Below are 17,033 nucleotides of genomic sequence, written 5' to 3' on the forward strand. Positions count from 1 at the left end.
CATGCTTAACCGCTCGCAACACTGACACTCCTGCCCCCGAGGTTTTCCGGATGCGCGCGTTTCTTCTTTGTCTGGCCCTGCCGCTCACGCTCGCGGCCTGTGCCGAACCGAAATGGGCCCCGGACGAGGCCGTGAACGCCGCCCGCTATTCGACCGGCAACGCCCCCTCGCTGACGCTGTTCACGGTGATTTCCACCGACACCGGGGCCGGTGGCCATTCGGCGCTGATGATCGACGGGCGCGAGCGGGTGATCTTCGATCCGGCCGGGACCTGGTATCACCCCTCGGTGCCGGAGCGGAACGACGTCGATTTCGGTATCACCGACCGGATGTACAAGTTCTACATCGACTATCACGCCCGCTCCTCCTGGTATGTGCGCGAACAGCGCGTGCCGGTGACGCCGGCGCAGGCCGATGCGCTCTTGGCGCGGGTCGAAGCGAACGGGGCGGTGGCCAAGATGATGTGCGCGAACGACACGTCCTCGGTGCTGCGCGCGATCCCGGGCTTCGAGAGCATTCCGCACACGACCTCGCCCTTGAAATTGTCGAAGGCCTTCGGGCAGCTGCCCGGCGTTGTGACCGAGGATCACTACGACAACGATCCCGATGACAATTCGGGCGTGCTGATGATCCAGCAGGCGCCGCCGCAGCATGGCACTGCGTTTGGCAAGACCGAGTGATCGGTCTCAGCCAAGTCCCCAGAGGGCCAGATACAGCGTGACGAGCCCGCCAAGGATCGCAGCCAGCGTGTTGCGGCTGGCAAGGCCGACGGCGAGCGTTGCCCCCGCGGCCAGCAGCCGCGCCGGATCGGGATGCCCGCCAGTGGCTGCGGGCCACAGCACGAGCGGCGCCACAAGCCCCGGCAGCACAGCGACGGCGGTATAGCGCAGATGCCGCAGCGCCCATTCCGGCAGCTGTCGGTTGCCGATCCAGCCAAGGAAGGAATAGCGCAGAACGAAGGTGCCGATGCCAAGCGCAACGATGATCAGCCAGATCTTCGGATGGCCGTAAAGCTCTGCCGGGGTCATGCGGCGGCCCTCCTGCGGATCAGCCAGAGTTCGGTTTGCGCCCCGGCGGCCATGGCGATCAGCGCCGCCAGAATGAGCCCGGTGCCCGAGGGCAGGAACGACAGCGCCAGGGCCATCGTGATCGAGACGGCGGCGGCGACCAGATGCGGCAGCGAGCGCAGCATCGGCGCGATCATCGCGAGGAAGGTCACCGGCACCGCGAAATCCAGCGCGAAGGCGGGCGGGATCGCCTTGCCCAGCCATGCCCCCGCGAGGGTGGAGAAATACCACTGCGGGCAGACCGGCGTGCAGGCCCCGGCATAATAGGCCAGCTTCTCGGCGAGGCTCTGTTTCGGGGCGCGCTCGTAATCGGCGTTTGACAGCGCGAAGACCTGATCGACCATGAAATAGGCAACCAGCGCGCGGGCCCAGCTGGGCGCCGCCCCCAGATGCGGCGCGAGCGAGGCGGAATACATCGCCATGCGCAGGTTCACCGCGAGCGAGGCGAGGATCACCATCACCGTGCTCGCATGATCGGTCATCAGTTGTACGGCGGTGAATTGCGAGGCGCCCGCGATCACCAGAATGGAAAAGCCCATCACCTCGGACATCGTCAGCCCGGCCTCGGACCCCGCAACGCCAAAAAGGACGCCAAAGGGCACGATCACCAGGATGAAGGGCAGACCTTGGCGGCAGCCGCGCCAATAGGCGGAGGACAGGGAGGTTCGGGCGGTCATGGGGCTTGTCTCGAGGGAAGGGATGGGCGAGTTCTAGGGACAGCTCCGCAAGGCACCAAGCGGGCGATTGTATCGGGTGCAATTCGCGACTGGGTCGGGAGGCAAGGATGAAGGTGCTCCTGCACCAGGGCCTGACGGACGGGCAGCGCCGCGAGGCGGCGGCGCTTTACTGGCGTGCCTTCGGGGCCAAGCTCGGCCGGGTGATGGGGCCCGAGGCGAAGGCGCTCGCTTTCATCGAGCGGGTCATCGATCCGGCGCATGTGATCGCGGCGGTGGATGCGCGCGGCCATGTTCTGGGCGTGATCGGCTTTCGCACCCGCGAGGGCGCCTTTGTCGGGGGCGATCGGCGCGATCTGCGGGCCGTCTATGGCCGCATCGGTGCGCTTTGGCGCGGCCTTGCGCTGCAGGCGTTGGCGCAAGATCTGGAACAGGAGACGCTTTGCGTCGACGGCTTCGCCGTGGCCGAGACCATGCGCGGCATGGGGCTTGGCGAGGCGCTGATCGAAGCGCTCTGCGCCGAGGCGCAGATGCGCGGCTACCGGGCGGTGCGGCTGGATGTGGTCGACGAGAACCTGCGCGCAAAGGCGCTTTACGACCGGCTCGGCTTTGCGGTGACGGGTCGGGGTGGATCGATGGTTGACCGCGGTTGTCTTCGGCTATCGCACCGCGGTGGCGATGGAACGGCCTCTTTAATCTGCCCCGCCGAGGCCCCCGAATACTTGGGGCAAGGCAAAACAGGGGGCAAAAAACAAGGACACCGGCGTAGCCCCTCACAGCTCTTCCGGTGCCTGCTTTTTCTTGGCGAAACTACGCTGGGGGGGGCGGGGGGCAAAGCCCCCCGGCGGGTCGTCCCGCGTCAGCGGGACGATATCTGCCCCCCGCTCAGATCGACAGGCAGACGTATTTCAGTTCGAGATAATCCTCGACGCCGTGATGGCTGCCCTCGCGGCCGAGACCCGATTGCTTGACGCCGCCGAACGGCGCCACTTCGGTCGAGATGATCCCGGTGTTCACGCCGACGATGCCGTATTCCAGACCCTCCTGCACCCGGGTGATCCGGCCCACGTCGCGGGCGTAGAAATAGGAGGCCAGACCGAAGATCGTGGCATTGGCCTTCTCGATCACCTCGGCTTCGGTCTCGAACTTGAAGAGCGGCGCCACCGGGCCGAAGGTTTCCTCGGTCGCCACTTTCATCTCCTGCGTGACGCCGGTGACGACAGTCGGCTGGAAGAAGGTGCCGCCCAGTTCGTGCCGTGCGCCGCCGGTGACGATGGTGCCGCCGCCCGCCACCACATCGGCGATGTGCTCTTCGACCTTCTCGACCGCATCGGCCGAGATCAGCGGCCCGGTGGTCACGCCGTCCTTCAGCCCGTCGCCCACATTGAGCTTGCGCACCGCGGCGGCCAGCTTCTCGGCGAAAGTGTCATAGACGCCCGCCTGCACATAGATCCGGTTCGCGCAGACGCAGGTCTGGCCGTTGTTGCGGAACTTCGACATCATCGCGCCCTCGACCGCCGCATCCAGATCGGCGTCGTCGAAGACGATGAAGGGCGCGTTGCCGCCGAGCTCCATCGAGCATTTCATCACCTGATCCGCCGCCTGTCGCAGCAGGATGCGCCCGACCTCGGTCGAGCCGGTGAAGGTCAGTTTCCGCACCGCGTGGTTTTCGCAGAATTCCTTGCCGATATCCGAGGCCCGCGAGGAGGTGATCACCGACAGGATCCCCTTCGGCAGACCGGCACGCTCGCCCAGAAGCCCCATCGCCAGCGCCGAAAGCGGCGTTTCCGAGGCCGGACGGCAGACGAAGCCGCAGCCCACCGCGATGGCGGGGCCAGCCTTGCGGGCGATCATCGCATTCGGGAAGTTCCACGGCGTGATCGAGCCGACGACGCCGATCGGCTGTTTCAGCACGGTGATGCGCTTGTCGCGCATGTGGCCCGGGATCGTCTCGCCGTAGATGCGCTTGGCTTCCTCGCCGAACCATTCGATGAACGACGCGCCATAGGCGATCTCGCCACGGGCTTCGGCCAGCGGCTTGCCCATTTCGGCGGTCAGGATCAGCGCGAGGTCTTCCTGGTTCGCTATCATCAGCTCGAACCATTTGCGCATCACCGCCGCGCGTTCCTTGCCGGTGCGGGCGGCCCAGTCCTTCATCGCGACTTCCGCGGCCTTGATGGCGCGGGCGGTATCGGCGCGGGTCAGATCGGGCACGGTGCAGATCACGTCGCCGCGGGCCGGGTTCATCACCGCGAAGGTCTTGCCGTCTTCGGCATCGACCCATTCCCCGGCGACAAGCGCCTTCGTGCAGAGCAGGCTGGGATCCTTGAGCAGCGATTTCAGATTGGTCACGGTGTCGAGCATGGCGCATCTCATGGTTTGAGGGATATGAGAGGGAAGCACGGGGCGGCGCGGATGTAAATTGGCCGCCGTGGAAAGAAAGGGTGAGGAAGTGACCGATCTGGACGATGCCTATGCCAATATGCCTTACATCCCCGGGGGCGCCGACTATCCGGCGCGCTGGGCCAAGGCCGCTGCCGACTATCGCGACGAGGCGATGATGGTGCAGGTGGGCTATGGTCCCGGGGTGCGGCGGCAGATCGACATTTTCCTGCCGATGGGCAGCCAGAAGGGGCTGATCATCTTCGTGCATGGCGGTTACTGGATGAAATTCTGCCCGCAGGATTTCTCGCACCTGGCGAAAGGCGCGGTCGAGGCGGGCTGGGTCGTGGCGATGCCCGGCTATGATCTGGCGCCCGACATGCGGATCGAGCAGATCACCGCGCTGATCGCGATGGCGGTGGCGGAGCTGGCGCGGCGGTTCAGCGGGCCGATCCGGCTCGTCGGTCATTCGGCGGGCGGGCATCTGGTGGCGCGGATGCTGGAACCGGGAATGCTGCCCGAAGAGGTGGCGTCGCGGATCGAAAAGGTGGTGCCGATCTCGCCGGTCTCGGATCTTGCGCCGCTGTTGCGGACCTCGATGAACGAGACCCTGCGGCTCGACGCCGCCGAGGCGGGCCGCGAAAGCCCGGTGCATCAGCCGGTGCCGTCGGTGCCGGTCCATGTCTGGGTCGGCGCCGACGAGCGCCCGGCCTTCCTTGATCAGGCCCGCGGTCTGGCCGAGGCCTGGGCCTGCCCGCTGACCGTCGAACCGGGGCGGCACCATTTCGACGTGATCGACGGGCTCGAGGCGGAAAGCCCGCTATTGCAGGCGCTGATCGGGTAGAAGGGGGGCTCTGCCCCCCTGACCCCCCGGGATATTTGCGGCAAGATAAAGGGGATCAGCGCAGGCTTTGCCAGCTTGGTTGCAGATCGCCCGGATGGGGTGTGGCAGCGAAGACCGCGCGGGCGATGGCGCGGGCGAGGCAGGCGCTGGCCGCATGGCCAAGCTGGAACGGATCGGTGATCGGGTCCCTCAGCGGCTTCGCGCCTGTGGCGGCGGCAAAGACCAGATCGCCATCAAGCGGCGTGTGGCTGGGCACCAGCGCCCGGGCCATGCCGTCATGCGCGGCCACGGCCAGCCGATGCGCCTGCGCCTTCGTCAGTGCCGCGTCGGTGGCGACGATGGCGATGGTCGTCGCCTCGCCCATCCGCTTCATCGGCAGGGGGTCCGCATGGGCCGGGTAACAGGGGGCAGGGCCAAGCCCGCCGAATTCCGCCTCCATCTCCCAAGGGGCTGCCCAGAAATGCCGGGTCTCGCCCACGGTTGCCGAGCCGAGCGAATTCACCGCGACCAGCGCGCCGATGGTGAAACCGCTCTCCAGCACCGCCGAGGCGGAGCCGAGACCGCCCTTGAGCCTGCCGGTCAGCGCGCCGAAGCCCGCGCCCGCGGTGCCGATCTCGAAGGTCTCCGCGGCCGTCGCCAGCGCCGCCCGGCCAAGCCCCGCATAGGGGTTTTCCGCCCAGCCCTTATCCCCGCCGTTCAACAGATCGAAGAGGATCGCCGCGGGTACGATCGGCACCCGCGCCGGGCCGACGGCAAAGCCCCGCCCCATCGCATGCAGCCCGGCCATCACGCCCGAGGCGGCATCCAGACCAAAGGCCGAGCCGCCCGAGAGCACCAGCGCATCGACGCTTTCGACCAGCTTGTCGGGGGCCAGAAGGTCGGTCTCGCGCGTGCCGGGGGCGCCGCCCATCACATGCACGGCGGCGGTAAAGGGGCGGTCCGCCGTCAGCACGGTCACGCCCGAGCGCAGCGCGGCATCCTGGGCATTGCCGACGCGCAGCCCGGCAACATCGGTGATCAGATTGCGCGGTCCGGGTTTCATCGTTTGGCATCCTCCAGCAGCATCCGTGCGGCCTTTTCCCCCGATCATCATCACCGGCGCGTTGGTATTGCCAGAGGTGATCGTGGGCATCACCGAGGCATCGGCGATGCGCAGGCCGGCAAGTCCGCGCAGCCGCAGCCGCGGATCGACCACCGCCCCCCGCATCCGGCCCCATCCGGCAGGTGCCGACAGGGTGAAAGATCGTCGTGCCGATATCGCCCGCGGCTTTCACCAGATCGGCCTCGGACTGCACCGCCGCGCCCGGCAGGTGTTCGCCGCGGGCAAAGCACGCAAAGGCCGGTTGCGCCGCGATCTGGCGGGTCAGGCGGATGCCCTGGGCCGCCACGCGTCGGTCGGTCTCGGTCGCGAGGTAATTCGGCGCGATCACCGGGGCGGCGCGGAAATCCGGCCCGCGCAGATGGCTTTCACCGCGGCTCTCGGGGCGCAGGTTGCACACGCTCGCCGTCATCGCCGGAAACGGATGCAGCGGATCGCCGAATTTGTCGAGGCTCACGGGTTGCAGATGCCATTCCAGATCGGGCGTTTCGCGGTCGGGGAAGGACCGCGCAAAGATCCCGGCCTGAGACGGCGCCATCGACATCGGACCCGAGCGGAAGGCGGCATATTGTGCCGCGATCTTCGCCTTGCCCCACAGCGTCGCGGCCATGGTGTTGAGCGTCTTCACCCCCGCCACTTTGAAGACGAGCCGCAATTGCAGATGGTCTTGCAGGTTCTTGCCGACGCCGGGCAGATCGAGCTGCGGGGCGATGCCGTTGGCGCGCAAGATCGCCGGATCGCCGATGCCCGAAAGTTCAAGAATTTGCGGCGTGCCGATTGCGCCCGCGGCCATCACCACCTCGCCCGCCGCGACCTGATGCACTGCGCCGCCCAGATGATAGCGCAGCCCGGTCACCCGGCCTTCGGAGATCTCCAGCCGTTCCACCTGCGCCCCGGTCAGCACGCGCAGGTTCGGTCGCGTCCTCACCGGCTTGAGAAAGGCCGAGGCCGCCGACCAGCGCCAGCCGTTCCGTTGCGTGACATGGAAATAGCCCGCGCCCTCGTTGGTGCCGCGGTTGAAATCCTCGGTCCGGGGAATGCCCGCCTGTTCGGCGGCCTGCAGAAAGGCATCCAGAACCTCCCAGCGCACCCGGGCCTGTTCGACCCGCAAGGGACCGCCCGCGCCGTGCAGATCGGAGGCGCCACGGTAGAAATCTTCGTGATTGCGAAAGAGCGGCAGCACGTCCTCCCAGCCCCAGCCGGTGCAGCCCCTCTGCGCCCAGAGGTCGTAATCGCGCGCCTGACCGCGCATGTAGATCATCCCGTTGATCGCCGAGCAGCCGCCCAGAATCCGCCCACGCGGGTACAGCAGGCTGCGCCCGTTCAGCCCCGGTTCCGCCTCGGTCCGAAACCCCCAGTCGGTGCGCGGATTGCCGATGCAGTAAAGATAGCCGACCGGGATATGCACCCAAGGGTAGGTGTCGCGCCCGCCCGCCTCGAGCAGCAGCACCCGGTTGCGGGGATCGGCGCTCAGCCGGTTGGCCAGAACGCAGCCCGCGCTGCCCGCGCCCACAATGACGTAATCGTATCTTTCCATGCGAAATTCCCCCTCCGGTTGATCTTCTCAGCCGCGCCCCGCCCGCGCAAGGGCGCTTGCATTTTCTGGGCCGAGCCTGTCAGATGGGGCCTTCGAAACGGGCCCGACGATGATCCGATACACCCTCAAATGCGACAAGGAGCACAGCTTCGACAGCTGGTTCGCCTCGGCCTCGGCCTTTGATGCGCTGCTGGCCAAGGGGATGGTGTCCTGCACGATCTGCGGCTCCACCACGGTCGAAAAGGCGCTGATGGCGCCTGCCGTGCGCCCCGCGCGCAAGGCCGCTGCGGCCGAGGCAACGAAGCCGGAAGCGCCGCTGAGCGCGCCGCAAACCGGCATCGAGGAGGCCTTTGCCGCGATGCGTCAGGCGGTGGAGGCGAATTCGGATTATGTTGGCGTCAATTTCGTCTCGGAAGCGCGGGCGATGCACGAGGGCGCCAAACCCGAACGCGCCATTCACGGCGAGGCCCGGCTTGACGAGGCCAAGGCGCTTCTCGACGATGGTATCCCCGTGATGCCGCTGCCCTTTTTGCCCAAAAGGTCGCGGAATTGATTCAGGTCCTTGCGCTTGCCTGAACGCTGGCCAAGATGGCGGCACAGGAGGCGACCATGACAGTTCTCATCACCGGGGCGAACCGCGGCATCGGCGCTGCGCTTCTGGCCCATTACCGCCACACCGACACCGCGGCTTTCGGCACCGCGCGCAATCCCGAGGGCGATCTGCTGCCGCTCGACGTCACCCAACCCGACAGCGTCAAGGAACTGGCGCGGCGGTTGAACGGGCTGCCGATCGGGCTTCTGGTCTGCAATGCCGGGGTCTATGCCGATCTGGGGCAATCGCTGGAAAGCGGTTATGCGCCGATGCTTTGGGCGCGCAGTTTCTCGACCAACGTCATGGGCGTGTTCCTGACGATTCAGGCGCTGTTGCCGAACCTGCGCGCGGCGCATGGCAAGGTGGCGATCCTGTCCTCGGCGATGGGCTCGGATGCGCGGGCGCCGGGGGGCAGCTACATCTACCGGGCGTCCAAGGCCGCCGTGCTGAACCTTGGCCGCAACCTTGCCGCCGATCTGCGCCCCGAGGGGATCGCGGTGGGCGTCTATCACCCCGGCTGGGTGAAGACCGACATGGGCGGGCCGCAGGCCGAGATCACCGTGGCGCAATCGGTGGCCGGTCTGACGACGCGGTTCGATGCGCTCAACCTGACCAATTCGGGCTGTTTCGAAAGCTATGACGGGGCGGTGATTCCGTTCTGATCTGCGGGCGGGTCATCCCGCCAGCACCAACCGCCCGACCCGGCTGATTTCGGTCTCGATCTCGGCCACCAAAGTATCCAGCGCCGCGTTCCGTACTCTGCGGGCGCGGCGCACGACATAGGCGAGCCCGGGCGGACGGGGCAGGGGGGCGGTTACGATCTCCATCTCGGGGCGCAGATGGCGCGTCGAGAGCAGCGCGACGCCAAGCCCCGCACTGACCGCCGCGACGATCCCGGCGGCGCTGGCGCATTCGAAGACCGTCTCCAGCGTTGCCCCGCCATCCTGCCCGATATCCTGTGCCCAATGCCGGTAAAAGCAGTCGTCGTGAAAAGACAGAAACGGGATCGGCCCGCTCTCGGGCAGGGCCAATTCGCGGTGGCGGACCCAATGCAATTCCTCACGCAGCAGCACCACATCGGTTGGCCGGACCTCGTGGTCGAAGACCTGCAGGATCGCGGCGTCGATCTCGCCCCGGTCGAGCTGGGCGCGTAGGGTCAGGCTCATTCGGACCTGCGCGCGCACGCTGACTTGCGGATGCAGGCGACGGAACCGGCCAAGGATGCGGGCCAGATCGGAACAGGTCGTGTCCTCGGTCAGGCCAAGCGCAATCCGCCCCGCAAGCGGGGTTTTCGACAGGCTCAGCACGGCCTCGTCATGCAGGCCAAGGATGCGGGCGGCATAGTCCAGCAATTCCGCGCCCGCGGCGGTGAAAAGCGGTCCACCCGGGCGGCGGGACAGAAGATCGCTGCCAAGGCTGGTTTCCAGCCGCCGGATCTTGTGGCTGACCGCCGATTGCGACAGGCCCAAAGCCTCGGCCGCGCGCGTGACGCCACCATGATGGGCGATGGCGCGCAGGGCACGCAGCGCATCGATATCGAGGCGGGTGGAAAGTTCGGTCATGGCGAGCCTCATGGAATGAGGCCGATCCTGTGCCGAATGGCACCAAATGGCAAAGACTCATTCAATATTCGCTGCAAAAGTCATTATGTCATCGAAATTTGTCATGTGCATTTTGGCGGCGCTTCGCCGAGGAAGAGGGGCCCAAGACGAGGACATGATGACCGCGCCCGCCCTTTCCCTGCCCTGCCCCCTGCTGTGGCCGCTGATGGCGGTGGCCTTGGTGCTGAGCTGGAGTTCCGGCTTCATCGGCATCCGCTATGCCAGTGAAAATGCCGGGGTGGGGCTGGTGCTGTTCTGGCGCACATTGGTTGCGGGGTTGATCCTGCTGCCCTTCGCGTTGACGTTGGGGCCGCGGATGACCCTGCGCGGGGTGATCGAGCAATGTCTTTTCGGGGTGATGTCGGTCTTTCTTTACCTGGGCGGGTTTGCGCTGGCGATCGGGGTTCGGGTGCCGACGGGGACGGTGGCGCTGATCTCGGATCTGTTGCCGCTCGCCATCGCGGCGCTGTCGCAGCCGGTGCTGGGGGAACGGCTGTCAGCGGCGCAATGGGCTGGGACGGCGGTGGCCGTGCTGGGCGTGCTGATCGTCTCGGGCAACAGCCTCTCGGTGGGGACGGCGCCGCTTTGGGCCTATGGGTTGACGGTGGCCTCGATGCTGGTCTTTGCGCTGGCCTCGGTGCTTCTGAAGAAGCGGCCCGGGCTCAGGATGCCGCTGCATCAAAGCCTGTGCCTGCATTCGCTGACCGGGGCGGTGCTGTTCGGGCTGTGCCTCGGCTGGCAGGGCAGTCTGATGCCGCCGCTGACGGCACATTTTGCGCTGGGTGTCGGCTGGCTGGTTCTTTTTGCGACCTTCGGCGCCTATGGGATTTATTACAGTAGCCTGCGGCTCTTCCCGGTCGCACGGGTTTCGGCGGTGATCTATCTCAGCCCGCCGGTGACGATGCTCTGGGGCTGGGCGCTGTTCGGCGAGCCGCTGACGGCGACGATGTTCGCGGGGCTTGCGGTGACGCTGGTGGGCGTGATGCTGACGGTGCGGGGGTAGGTTTGGCCGGTTTCGGGCGGATCAGGAAAGGCATCGCCTTTCCCCGCCCGCTGGAGCCGCCTTGTCACGGGACCGGTTGCCCCGCGCGCTGCGGGAGGCCGGCGCCTGACCCGGCGGGCGAGAAGCGCCCGCCGAGGGCGGGGCGGGCGCTGGCCGGGGGCCTTTGGGGCCCCCGCCGGTCTTTGCCGCACTGTTTCGCGGGACCTCGGCACTGGCCTCGGTCATCGGGGCCAGCAAAGACAGGCCTTACCCGCCCGCGTGCAGCCCGGCTTCGAACCGCGTCAGTTCCGCGGCGCTGGGCAGCTTGCCGGTATAGACCTCGACATAATGCGCGATCCGCGCGATCCGCGTGTCAAGGCTTTCGCGCGTCTGCATCGAGATATAGCCGATCTGCACGAGGTAAATCGTTCGCGCCCGCACATCGGCATCCTCTGGCGCATGGCCCCAGCGCATCAGCAGGGCGGCGAGCGCCGCCAGCCGCTCGGCATCGGCCGCATGCAGATCCGCCGCCACCGAGGGATCGGCAAAGCCCCAGCTGCGCAGCGCAAATTCGAAGCGCGGATCGAATCGGTCCGACAGGAACACAGCCAGAAGGTTCAGCATCGCCTCTGTCTCGGTCGCGGCGTAAGCGGTCGTCGCGGAGAGCAAAACCTCGGTTGTCACCGCCCGCCAGCGGGATCGCAGCGCGGCCAGCAGATCCTCGCGATCGGTGAAGAACCAGTAGAACGAGGTCCGTGACAGGCCGAGTTTCTTGGCGAGTGGCAGGATCTTCACCGCCTCGACCCCACCCGCGATCAAGGCGTCGCAGGCGGCTTCAAGCCACCCCTCGCGCGAGCCGCGCCAACCGCTGTCCTTTGTCTCTGTCATCCATCGACCCTAGCCCGGACCACGGCCGGGCTCAAGAAAATGTTCAGGGGTGAATGTAAAATTGACATATGTGCACAATTCGCAAATCCTGCGCCCAGGAACCCCGGAGGCCCCCATGTCGAACGACCCGCTCTTGCAGCCTTACCAGCTGCGCCACCTGACTTTGCGCAACCGCATCCTGATCACCGCGCATGAGCCCGCCTATGCCGAGGACGGCATGCCGAAGGAACGCTACCGCGCCTATCACGTCGAACGCGCGCGGGCCGGGGTGGCGCTGACGATGACGGCGGGTTCGGCCTCGATTTCCCGCGACAGCCCGCCGGTCTTCAACAACATCCTTGCGTGGAAGGACGAGGTGGTGGGCTGGATGCGCCAGCTCGTTGATGAATGCCACGACCACGGCGCGGCGGTGATGATCCAGCTTTCGCACCTTGGCCGCCGCACCCGCTGGGACAAGGCCGATTGGCTGCCGGTGGTGGCGCCGAGCCATGAACGCGAGGCGGCGCATCGGGCCTTTCCGAAACGGGCCGAGGACTGGGATCTCGACCGGATCAAGGGCGATTTCGCCGATGCCGCCGAGCGGATGAAGGCCGCGGGCGTCGACGGGATCGAGCTGGAGGCTTACGGCCATCTGCTCGAACAATTCTGGTCGCCGCTGACGAATGATCTCGGTGCGCCCTATGGCGGCTCTCTGGAAAACCGGCTGCGCTTCACGATGGAGGTTCTGGGGGCGATCCGGCAGCGCTGTGGGCCGGATTTCATCGTCGGGCTGCGCTATACCGGCGATCAGGGCCTGCCCGGCGGCATGGACAAGTCCGAGGGCATGACGCTGTCGAAAAAACTGCGCGATTCGGGGCTGGTCGATTTTCTGAACGTCGTGCGCGGTCATATCGACACCGATCCGGGGCTGACCGATCTGATCCCGATTCAGGGCATGCGCAACGCGCCGCATCTGGATTTCGCGGGGGAGATCCGGGCCGAGACCGGCTTCCCGACCTTCCACGCCGCGAAGATCCCCGACATCGCGACGGCGCGACATGCGATTGCGAGCGGCAAGCTCGATATGGTCGGTATGACCCGCGCGCATCTGGCCGATCCGCATCTGGTCGCCAAGCTGATCGCGGGCAAGGAAGACGATATCCGCCCCTGTGTCGGCGCGAATTACTGCCTCGACCGGATCTATCAGGGCGGCATGGCGCTTTGCCTGCACAACCCCGCGACGGGCCGCGAATTGACCGAGCCGCAGACGATCACGCCTGCGGTGACGAAGAAGCGGGTCACCATCGTCGGCGCGGGTCCGGGGGGGCTGGAAGCTGCCCGTGTTGCCGCCGAGCGTGGCCATGCGGTCACCGTCTTCGAAGCAGCCGATCAACCCGGCGGGCAGGTGCGGCTGACTGCGCTCGACCCGCGGCGGCGCGAGATGGCGGCGATCACCGACTGGCGCTATCAGCAATGCCTCAAGCGCGGGGTGACCTTCAGTTTCAACAGCTTCGCCGAGGCCGCGGACGTGCTCGCCACCGATCCCGACGAGGTGGTGATCGCCACCGGTGGCCTGCCGCATACCGAGGTCTTGAGCGCGGGCAATGATCTGGTGGTGTCGACCTGGGACATTCTGTCCGGCGCGGTGAAGCCCGGCCGCGAGGTGCTGGTCTTTGATGATGCGGGCGATCATGCGGGGCTGATGGCGGCCGATCTGATCTCGGCCAGCGGCGCGAAGGTGGAGATCGTCACCCCCGACCGCGCCTTTGCGCCCGAGGTGATGGCGATGAATCTTGTGCCCTACATGCGGTCGCTGCAGGGGCGGGACACGACCTTCACCGTGACCTGGCGGCTGCTGTCGGTCAGCCGTGCGGGCAACCGGCTGACTGCGGTTCTGGGCAGCGATTACGGCCCGGTGACGCGGATGCGCGAGGTCGATCAGGTGGTGGTGAACCACGGCACGCGGCCGCTTGATGAGCTGTACTTTGCGCTGAAGCCGCTCTCGTCGAACCTTGGCATCGTCGATTACGAGGCCTTGGCGACGGGCAAGCCGCAGGCGGTCGTGGTCAATCCCGAGGGCCGGTTCCGGCTGGTGCGGATCGGCGATGCGGTGGCCGCGCGCAACACCCACGCGGCGATCTATGATGCGCTGCGGTTGATGAAGGACGTGTAAGGCGGTTGCGTCGGGCGGAGAAGGAAAGGCACCGCCTTTCCCCGCCCGTTTGCGGCCCCGCCGTCGCGGGACCGGTGCGGCCTGCACGACAGAGGCCAGCGTCCCGCCCCGGCGGCGCGAAAGCGCCCGCCGATGGCGGGGCGGGCGGCTCACCGAGTGCCTTTGGGCCCTCGGCGGTCACGGGGCGGATGTGCCGCATGGCCTCGGCGATGGCCGAGGCCAGATCGCCCGATCAAAGGTCGTGCCAAAGCCCCAGTGCCCCCAGCCGCGGGGATTTCTTTGACGTGTGCCGATCCATCCGCATCAACACATCGCGCAGGAACGTCACGGCCTGCACAAGATGCGGCCCCTTGTTCAGCATCACGCATTCGGCGCGCTGGCTCATCGCGGCATCGGTCATCTCGGCCCGGCTGGCCTGACCTTCCTTGACCATGCCTTCCAGCACTTGCGTCGCCCAGACCACCGGAACCTCGGCGGCCTCGCAGAGCCACAGGACTTCCTCCTGAATTTCACTGAGCCGCTCGAAGCCGATCTCCACCGCCAGATCGCCGCGCGCGATCATCACGCCAACCGGCACGCGCCCGCCCGCCTCGACGATCAGCCCCGGCAGATTGCGCAGCGCCAAGGGCGTCTCGATCTTCAGCATCAGCGCGGGCCAATCGCGCGAGGTGCCGCCATCGGACCGCGCATCTAGTTCGGCAAAAAGCGCGCGCAGATCGCCCCCCGTCTGCACGAAGGAAAAGCCGAGGATATCGGCATGGCCCAGAACGAAATCGAGATGACCCAGATCGACCTCGGTCAGCGCGGGCACGCGCAGATCGACGCCGGGCAGGTTCACCCCTTTCTCGACCTTGATCTTCGCGCCCTTCGAGGGCGTCGAGGTCACTTCGGCCAGCACCTTGCCCGGCCGCACCTTCAGGATCTGCGCCCGCAGCTTACCATCGTTGATCCAGATCGCGCCGCCCTCGGCCATCGCCTCCATCAGCGCCGGGTGGCTGAGGCGAATTTGCGGCAGATCGGCGTCATGGGCGAGGGTCTCGACCACTTCGAACCGATCGCCCTCGAACAGGCGCCCGGTTTCCTCGACGCTTTCCGAAAGCGCTTCGACTCGCAGCTTCGGTCCTTCGATATCCATCTGCACCGGCACGCGCCGCCCGGCCTTCATCGCCGCCTGCCGCACCTGACCGATCATTGCCGCCCAGACATCGGGGTTGTCATGGGCGCAGTTGATCCGCATGCAATCCGCCCCCGCCTCGATCAATGCCGAGACGAGATCCGGGCTGAAGGCGGCCTCGGTCGGCAAGGTCACCATCACGCGCGAGCGCGGTGCCTCGCGGCGCGCGCCGAAAAGCGCATCGCGCCGCGCGGCCAGACGCGCAGGCCCGGCTGCAAAGGTTTCCACGGTGGGGTAACTTGCGATCCCCTCGCCGCCGATCATCGCCAGCGACGCCAGCACCGCATCGATCGAGGGGCGCACATGCGCCTCGGCCCGACCGAGCGACGAGAGGCCCAGCGAGGCCAAAGGCGCCTGAAACGGCACCAGATCGCCGCGCCGCAGCGCCAGATAATCGGCGAGATTGCGCGCCGAGGGCAGGAACTCCGGCCGTCGCACCAGACCTTCCCAGCCTTCCATCGTCGCATCCGAGCGCCGCACCAGATCATCGCGCAGCGCTTCCAGCGCCCGTTGCAGACCACGCGCCTGCGCCCGCCTTTCGCGGTATTCGACCTCATCGAGACTCATCACATCCTCCTGCCCTGTTCGGGGCAAGCTTGCCCGGTGTGCATGACAGGGGAATGACGGGGCCATGACAGGCGCCAAAGGCGTTTCGCCGCAGGCAAACCCTTGCAAGCTTCGCCCCCTTCCGATAGCAGAAGCGCGACGCCGGGCACAGGGCCCGGGACAGGATTGGGGGGGGAAGATGCCGCTTCTCGTGATGAAATTCGGCGGCACCTCGGTGGCGGACCTCGACCGCATCGCGAATGCGGCGGCGAAGGTCAAGCGCGAGGTCGACCGTGGCTACGATGTCATCGTGATCGTCTCGGCCATGTCGGGCAAGACCAACGAGCTTGTCGGCTGGGTCGAGGGCACGTCGCCCCTGTATGATGCCCGCGAATACGACGCCGTGGTGGCCTCAGGTGAAAACGTCACCGCCGGTCTGATGGCGCTGCGGCTGCAGGAAATGGGGATCCCCGCGCGCAGCTGGCAAGGCTGGCAGGTGCCGATCAACACCACCTCGGCGCATGGCTCGGCCCGGTTCAAATCGATCCCGCGCGAGAATATCGACACGAAATTTGCCGAGGGCATGAAAGTCGCGGTCGTCGCGGGCTTCCAGGGCCTGTCGGCCGAAAACCGCATCACCACGCTCGGCCGTGGCGGCTCGGACACGACGGCGGTGGCCTTTGCCGCGGCCTTCGACGCGGAGCGCTGCGATATCTACACCGACGTGGACGGTGTCTACACCACCGATCCCCGGATCAGCTCGAAAGCGCGCAAGCTTGACAAGATCGCGTTCGAGGAAATGCTCGAACTCGCCTCGCTCGGCGCCAAGGTGCTGCAAACGCGGTCCGTGGAACTGGCGATGCGCTTTGGCGTGCGGCTGCGCGTGCTGTCCTCCTTCGAGGAAACCGACGAAACTTCTGGAACCCTTGTCTGCGGGGAGGATGAAATCATGGAATCGAAAGTCGTCTCGGGGGTCGCCTATTCGCGCGACGAGGCCAAGATCACCCTCTTCACCATCGAAGACCGCCCCGGCGTCGCGCAGGCGATCTTCGGGCCGCTGTCCGAAGCCGGCGTGAACGTCGACATGATCGTGCAGAACATCTCGGAAAAGGACTATGACGACAACCATCCGGGTGCCGTCACCGACATGACCTTCTCCTGCCCGATCAATCAGGTCGCCCGTGCGCAAAAGGCGCTCGAGGATGCCAAGGCTGCGGGCAAGATCAAATATGACGAGCTGATCATCGACACCGACGTCGCCAAGGTCTCGGTCGTCGGCATCGGCATGCGTTCGCAAGTGGGCGTCGCGGCGCGCACCTTCGAGGCGCTGGCCGCCGAAAACATCAACATCAAGGTCATCTCGACCTCGGAGATCAAGATTTCCGTCCTGATCGATCGGAAATATATGGAACTGGCCGTTCAGGCCCTCCATGATGCATTTGAACTGGAAAAGGCCTGACGCAGAGATCAGGCCTCTAAAACGGGGGCGGCTAGG

At 66.5% G+C, this 17,033-nt stretch carries 15 protein-coding genes and 1 pseudogene; 8 read left to right on the top strand and 8 right to left on the bottom strand.

What is annotated here, in order from left to right:
• Nucleotides 1–50 precede the first annotated feature (50 nt).
• The gene (locus ACTTAI_RS03025; protein WP_444454179.1) at nucleotides 51–680 is read left to right on the top strand and encodes a hypothetical protein; all 630 of its coding nucleotides are present in this window, start codon (nucleotides 51–53) and stop codon (nucleotides 678–680) included.
• A gap of 6 nt (nucleotides 681–686) precedes the next feature.
• On the opposite strand, the gene ACTTAI_RS03030 is transcribed toward ACTTAI_RS03025, so the two are convergent.
• Both ACTTAI_RS03030 and ACTTAI_RS03035 read right to left on the bottom strand, forming a co-directional pair.
• Nucleotides 687–1,028, bottom strand: a complete 342-nt coding sequence (locus ACTTAI_RS03030) for an AzlD domain-containing protein (RefSeq protein ID WP_444454180.1) — start codon at nucleotides 1,026–1,028, stop codon at nucleotides 687–689.
• The gene (locus ACTTAI_RS03035) at nucleotides 1,025–1,744 is read right to left on the bottom strand and encodes an AzlC family ABC transporter permease (RefSeq protein ID WP_444454182.1); all 720 of its coding nucleotides are present in this window, start codon (nucleotides 1,742–1,744) and stop codon (nucleotides 1,025–1,027) included. The genes ACTTAI_RS03030 and ACTTAI_RS03035 overlap by 4 nt, the downstream gene beginning before the upstream one ends.
• A 107-nt stretch (nucleotides 1,745–1,851) precedes the next feature.
• On the opposite strand from ACTTAI_RS03035, the gene ACTTAI_RS03040 reads away from it, so the two are divergent.
• Nucleotides 1,852–2,712 carry a GNAT family N-acetyltransferase gene (locus ACTTAI_RS03040; RefSeq protein WP_444454184.1) on the top strand — a complete coding sequence of 287 codons (861 nt, stop codon included), beginning with the start codon at nucleotides 1,852–1,854 and terminating at the stop codon, nucleotides 2,710–2,712.
• On the opposite strand, the gene ACTTAI_RS03045 is transcribed toward ACTTAI_RS03040, so the two are convergent.
• The gene (locus ACTTAI_RS03045; protein ID WP_444454186.1) at nucleotides 2,627–4,105 is read right to left on the bottom strand and encodes an NAD-dependent succinate-semialdehyde dehydrogenase; all 1,479 of its coding nucleotides are present in this window, start codon (nucleotides 4,103–4,105) and stop codon (nucleotides 2,627–2,629) included. The genes ACTTAI_RS03040 and ACTTAI_RS03045 overlap by 86 nt on opposite strands.
• A gap of 88 nt (nucleotides 4,106–4,193) precedes the next feature.
• Here ACTTAI_RS03045 and ACTTAI_RS03050 point away from each other — a divergent pair, with 88 nt between their 5' ends.
• Nucleotides 4,194–4,967, top strand: coding sequence for an alpha/beta hydrolase (locus ACTTAI_RS03050; RefSeq protein WP_444454188.1), 774 nt, complete (start codon nucleotides 4,194–4,196; stop codon nucleotides 4,965–4,967).
• A gap of 55 nt (nucleotides 4,968–5,022) precedes the next feature.
• On the opposite strand, the gene ACTTAI_RS03055 is transcribed toward ACTTAI_RS03050, so the two are convergent.
• Together ACTTAI_RS03055 and ACTTAI_RS03060 are read right to left on the bottom strand one after the other, a co-directional pair.
• Nucleotides 5,023–6,009, bottom strand: coding sequence for a P1 family peptidase (locus tag ACTTAI_RS03055; protein WP_444454190.1), 987 nt, complete (start codon nucleotides 6,007–6,009; stop codon nucleotides 5,023–5,025).
• A pseudogene (locus tag ACTTAI_RS03060) lies at nucleotides 6,006–7,603 on the bottom strand (GMC family oxidoreductase). Before ACTTAI_RS03060 ends, ACTTAI_RS03055 begins: the two are co-directional and overlap by 4 nt.
• A 109-nt stretch (nucleotides 7,604–7,712) precedes the next feature.
• Here ACTTAI_RS03060 and ACTTAI_RS03065 point away from each other — a divergent pair.
• Together ACTTAI_RS03065 and ACTTAI_RS03070 are read left to right on the top strand one after the other, a co-directional pair.
• Nucleotides 7,713–8,156, top strand: a complete 444-nt coding sequence (locus tag ACTTAI_RS03065; protein WP_444454192.1) for a DUF1178 family protein — start codon at nucleotides 7,713–7,715, stop codon at nucleotides 8,154–8,156.
• Nucleotides 8,157–8,212: 56 nt separating this feature from the next.
• Entirely contained in the window at nucleotides 8,213–8,857 is a 645-nt protein-coding gene (locus ACTTAI_RS03070) for an SDR family oxidoreductase (protein WP_444454194.1), read from the top strand.
• A gap of 12 nt (nucleotides 8,858–8,869) precedes the next feature.
• Here the strand turns inward: ACTTAI_RS03070 and ACTTAI_RS03075 are convergent, their stop codons facing one another.
• Nucleotides 8,870–9,757, bottom strand: a complete 888-nt coding sequence (locus ACTTAI_RS03075; protein WP_444454196.1) for a LysR family transcriptional regulator — start codon at nucleotides 9,755–9,757, stop codon at nucleotides 8,870–8,872.
• A 157-nt stretch (nucleotides 9,758–9,914) separates the two neighbouring features.
• Here ACTTAI_RS03075 and ACTTAI_RS03080 point away from each other — a divergent pair, with 157 nt between their 5' ends.
• On the top strand, nucleotides 9,915–10,799 hold the full coding sequence (locus ACTTAI_RS03080) for a DMT family transporter (RefSeq protein ID WP_444454198.1): 885 nt from the start codon (nucleotides 9,915–9,917) through the stop codon (nucleotides 10,797–10,799).
• Nucleotides 10,800–11,045: 246 nt separating this feature from the next.
• On the opposite strand, the gene ACTTAI_RS03085 is transcribed toward ACTTAI_RS03080, so the two are convergent.
• Nucleotides 11,046–11,666 carry a TetR/AcrR family transcriptional regulator gene (locus ACTTAI_RS03085; RefSeq protein WP_444454200.1) on the bottom strand — a complete coding sequence of 207 codons (621 nt, stop codon included), beginning with the start codon at nucleotides 11,664–11,666 and terminating at the stop codon, nucleotides 11,046–11,048.
• Nucleotides 11,667–11,781: 115 nt separating this feature from the next.
• Here ACTTAI_RS03085 and hpbA point away from each other — a divergent pair, with 115 nt between their 5' ends.
• Nucleotides 11,782–13,818, top strand: coding sequence for an N-methyl-L-proline N-demethylase HpbA (gene hpbA, locus ACTTAI_RS03090; protein WP_444454202.1), 2,037 nt, complete (start codon nucleotides 11,782–11,784; stop codon nucleotides 13,816–13,818).
• Between the two features lie 232 nt (nucleotides 13,819–14,050).
• Here hpbA and ACTTAI_RS03095 read toward each other — a convergent pair whose 3' ends face one another.
• The gene (locus ACTTAI_RS03095; protein ID WP_444454204.1) at nucleotides 14,051–15,559 is read right to left on the bottom strand and encodes a pyruvate kinase; all 1,509 of its coding nucleotides are present in this window, start codon (nucleotides 15,557–15,559) and stop codon (nucleotides 14,051–14,053) included.
• A gap of 178 nt (nucleotides 15,560–15,737) precedes the next feature.
• Between ACTTAI_RS03095 and ACTTAI_RS03100 the strand changes: the two genes are divergently transcribed.
• Complete coding sequence (locus ACTTAI_RS03100) at nucleotides 15,738–16,997, top strand: aspartate kinase (protein WP_110804876.1); 1,260 nt, start codon at nucleotides 15,738–15,740, stop codon at nucleotides 16,995–16,997.
• Nucleotides 16,998–17,033 lie beyond the last annotated feature (36 nt).

The organism is Rhodobacter capsulatus (assembly GCF_052363175.1).
Taxonomy (GTDB): Bacteria; Pseudomonadota; Alphaproteobacteria; order Rhodobacterales; family Rhodobacteraceae; genus Rhodobacter; species Rhodobacter capsulatus_D.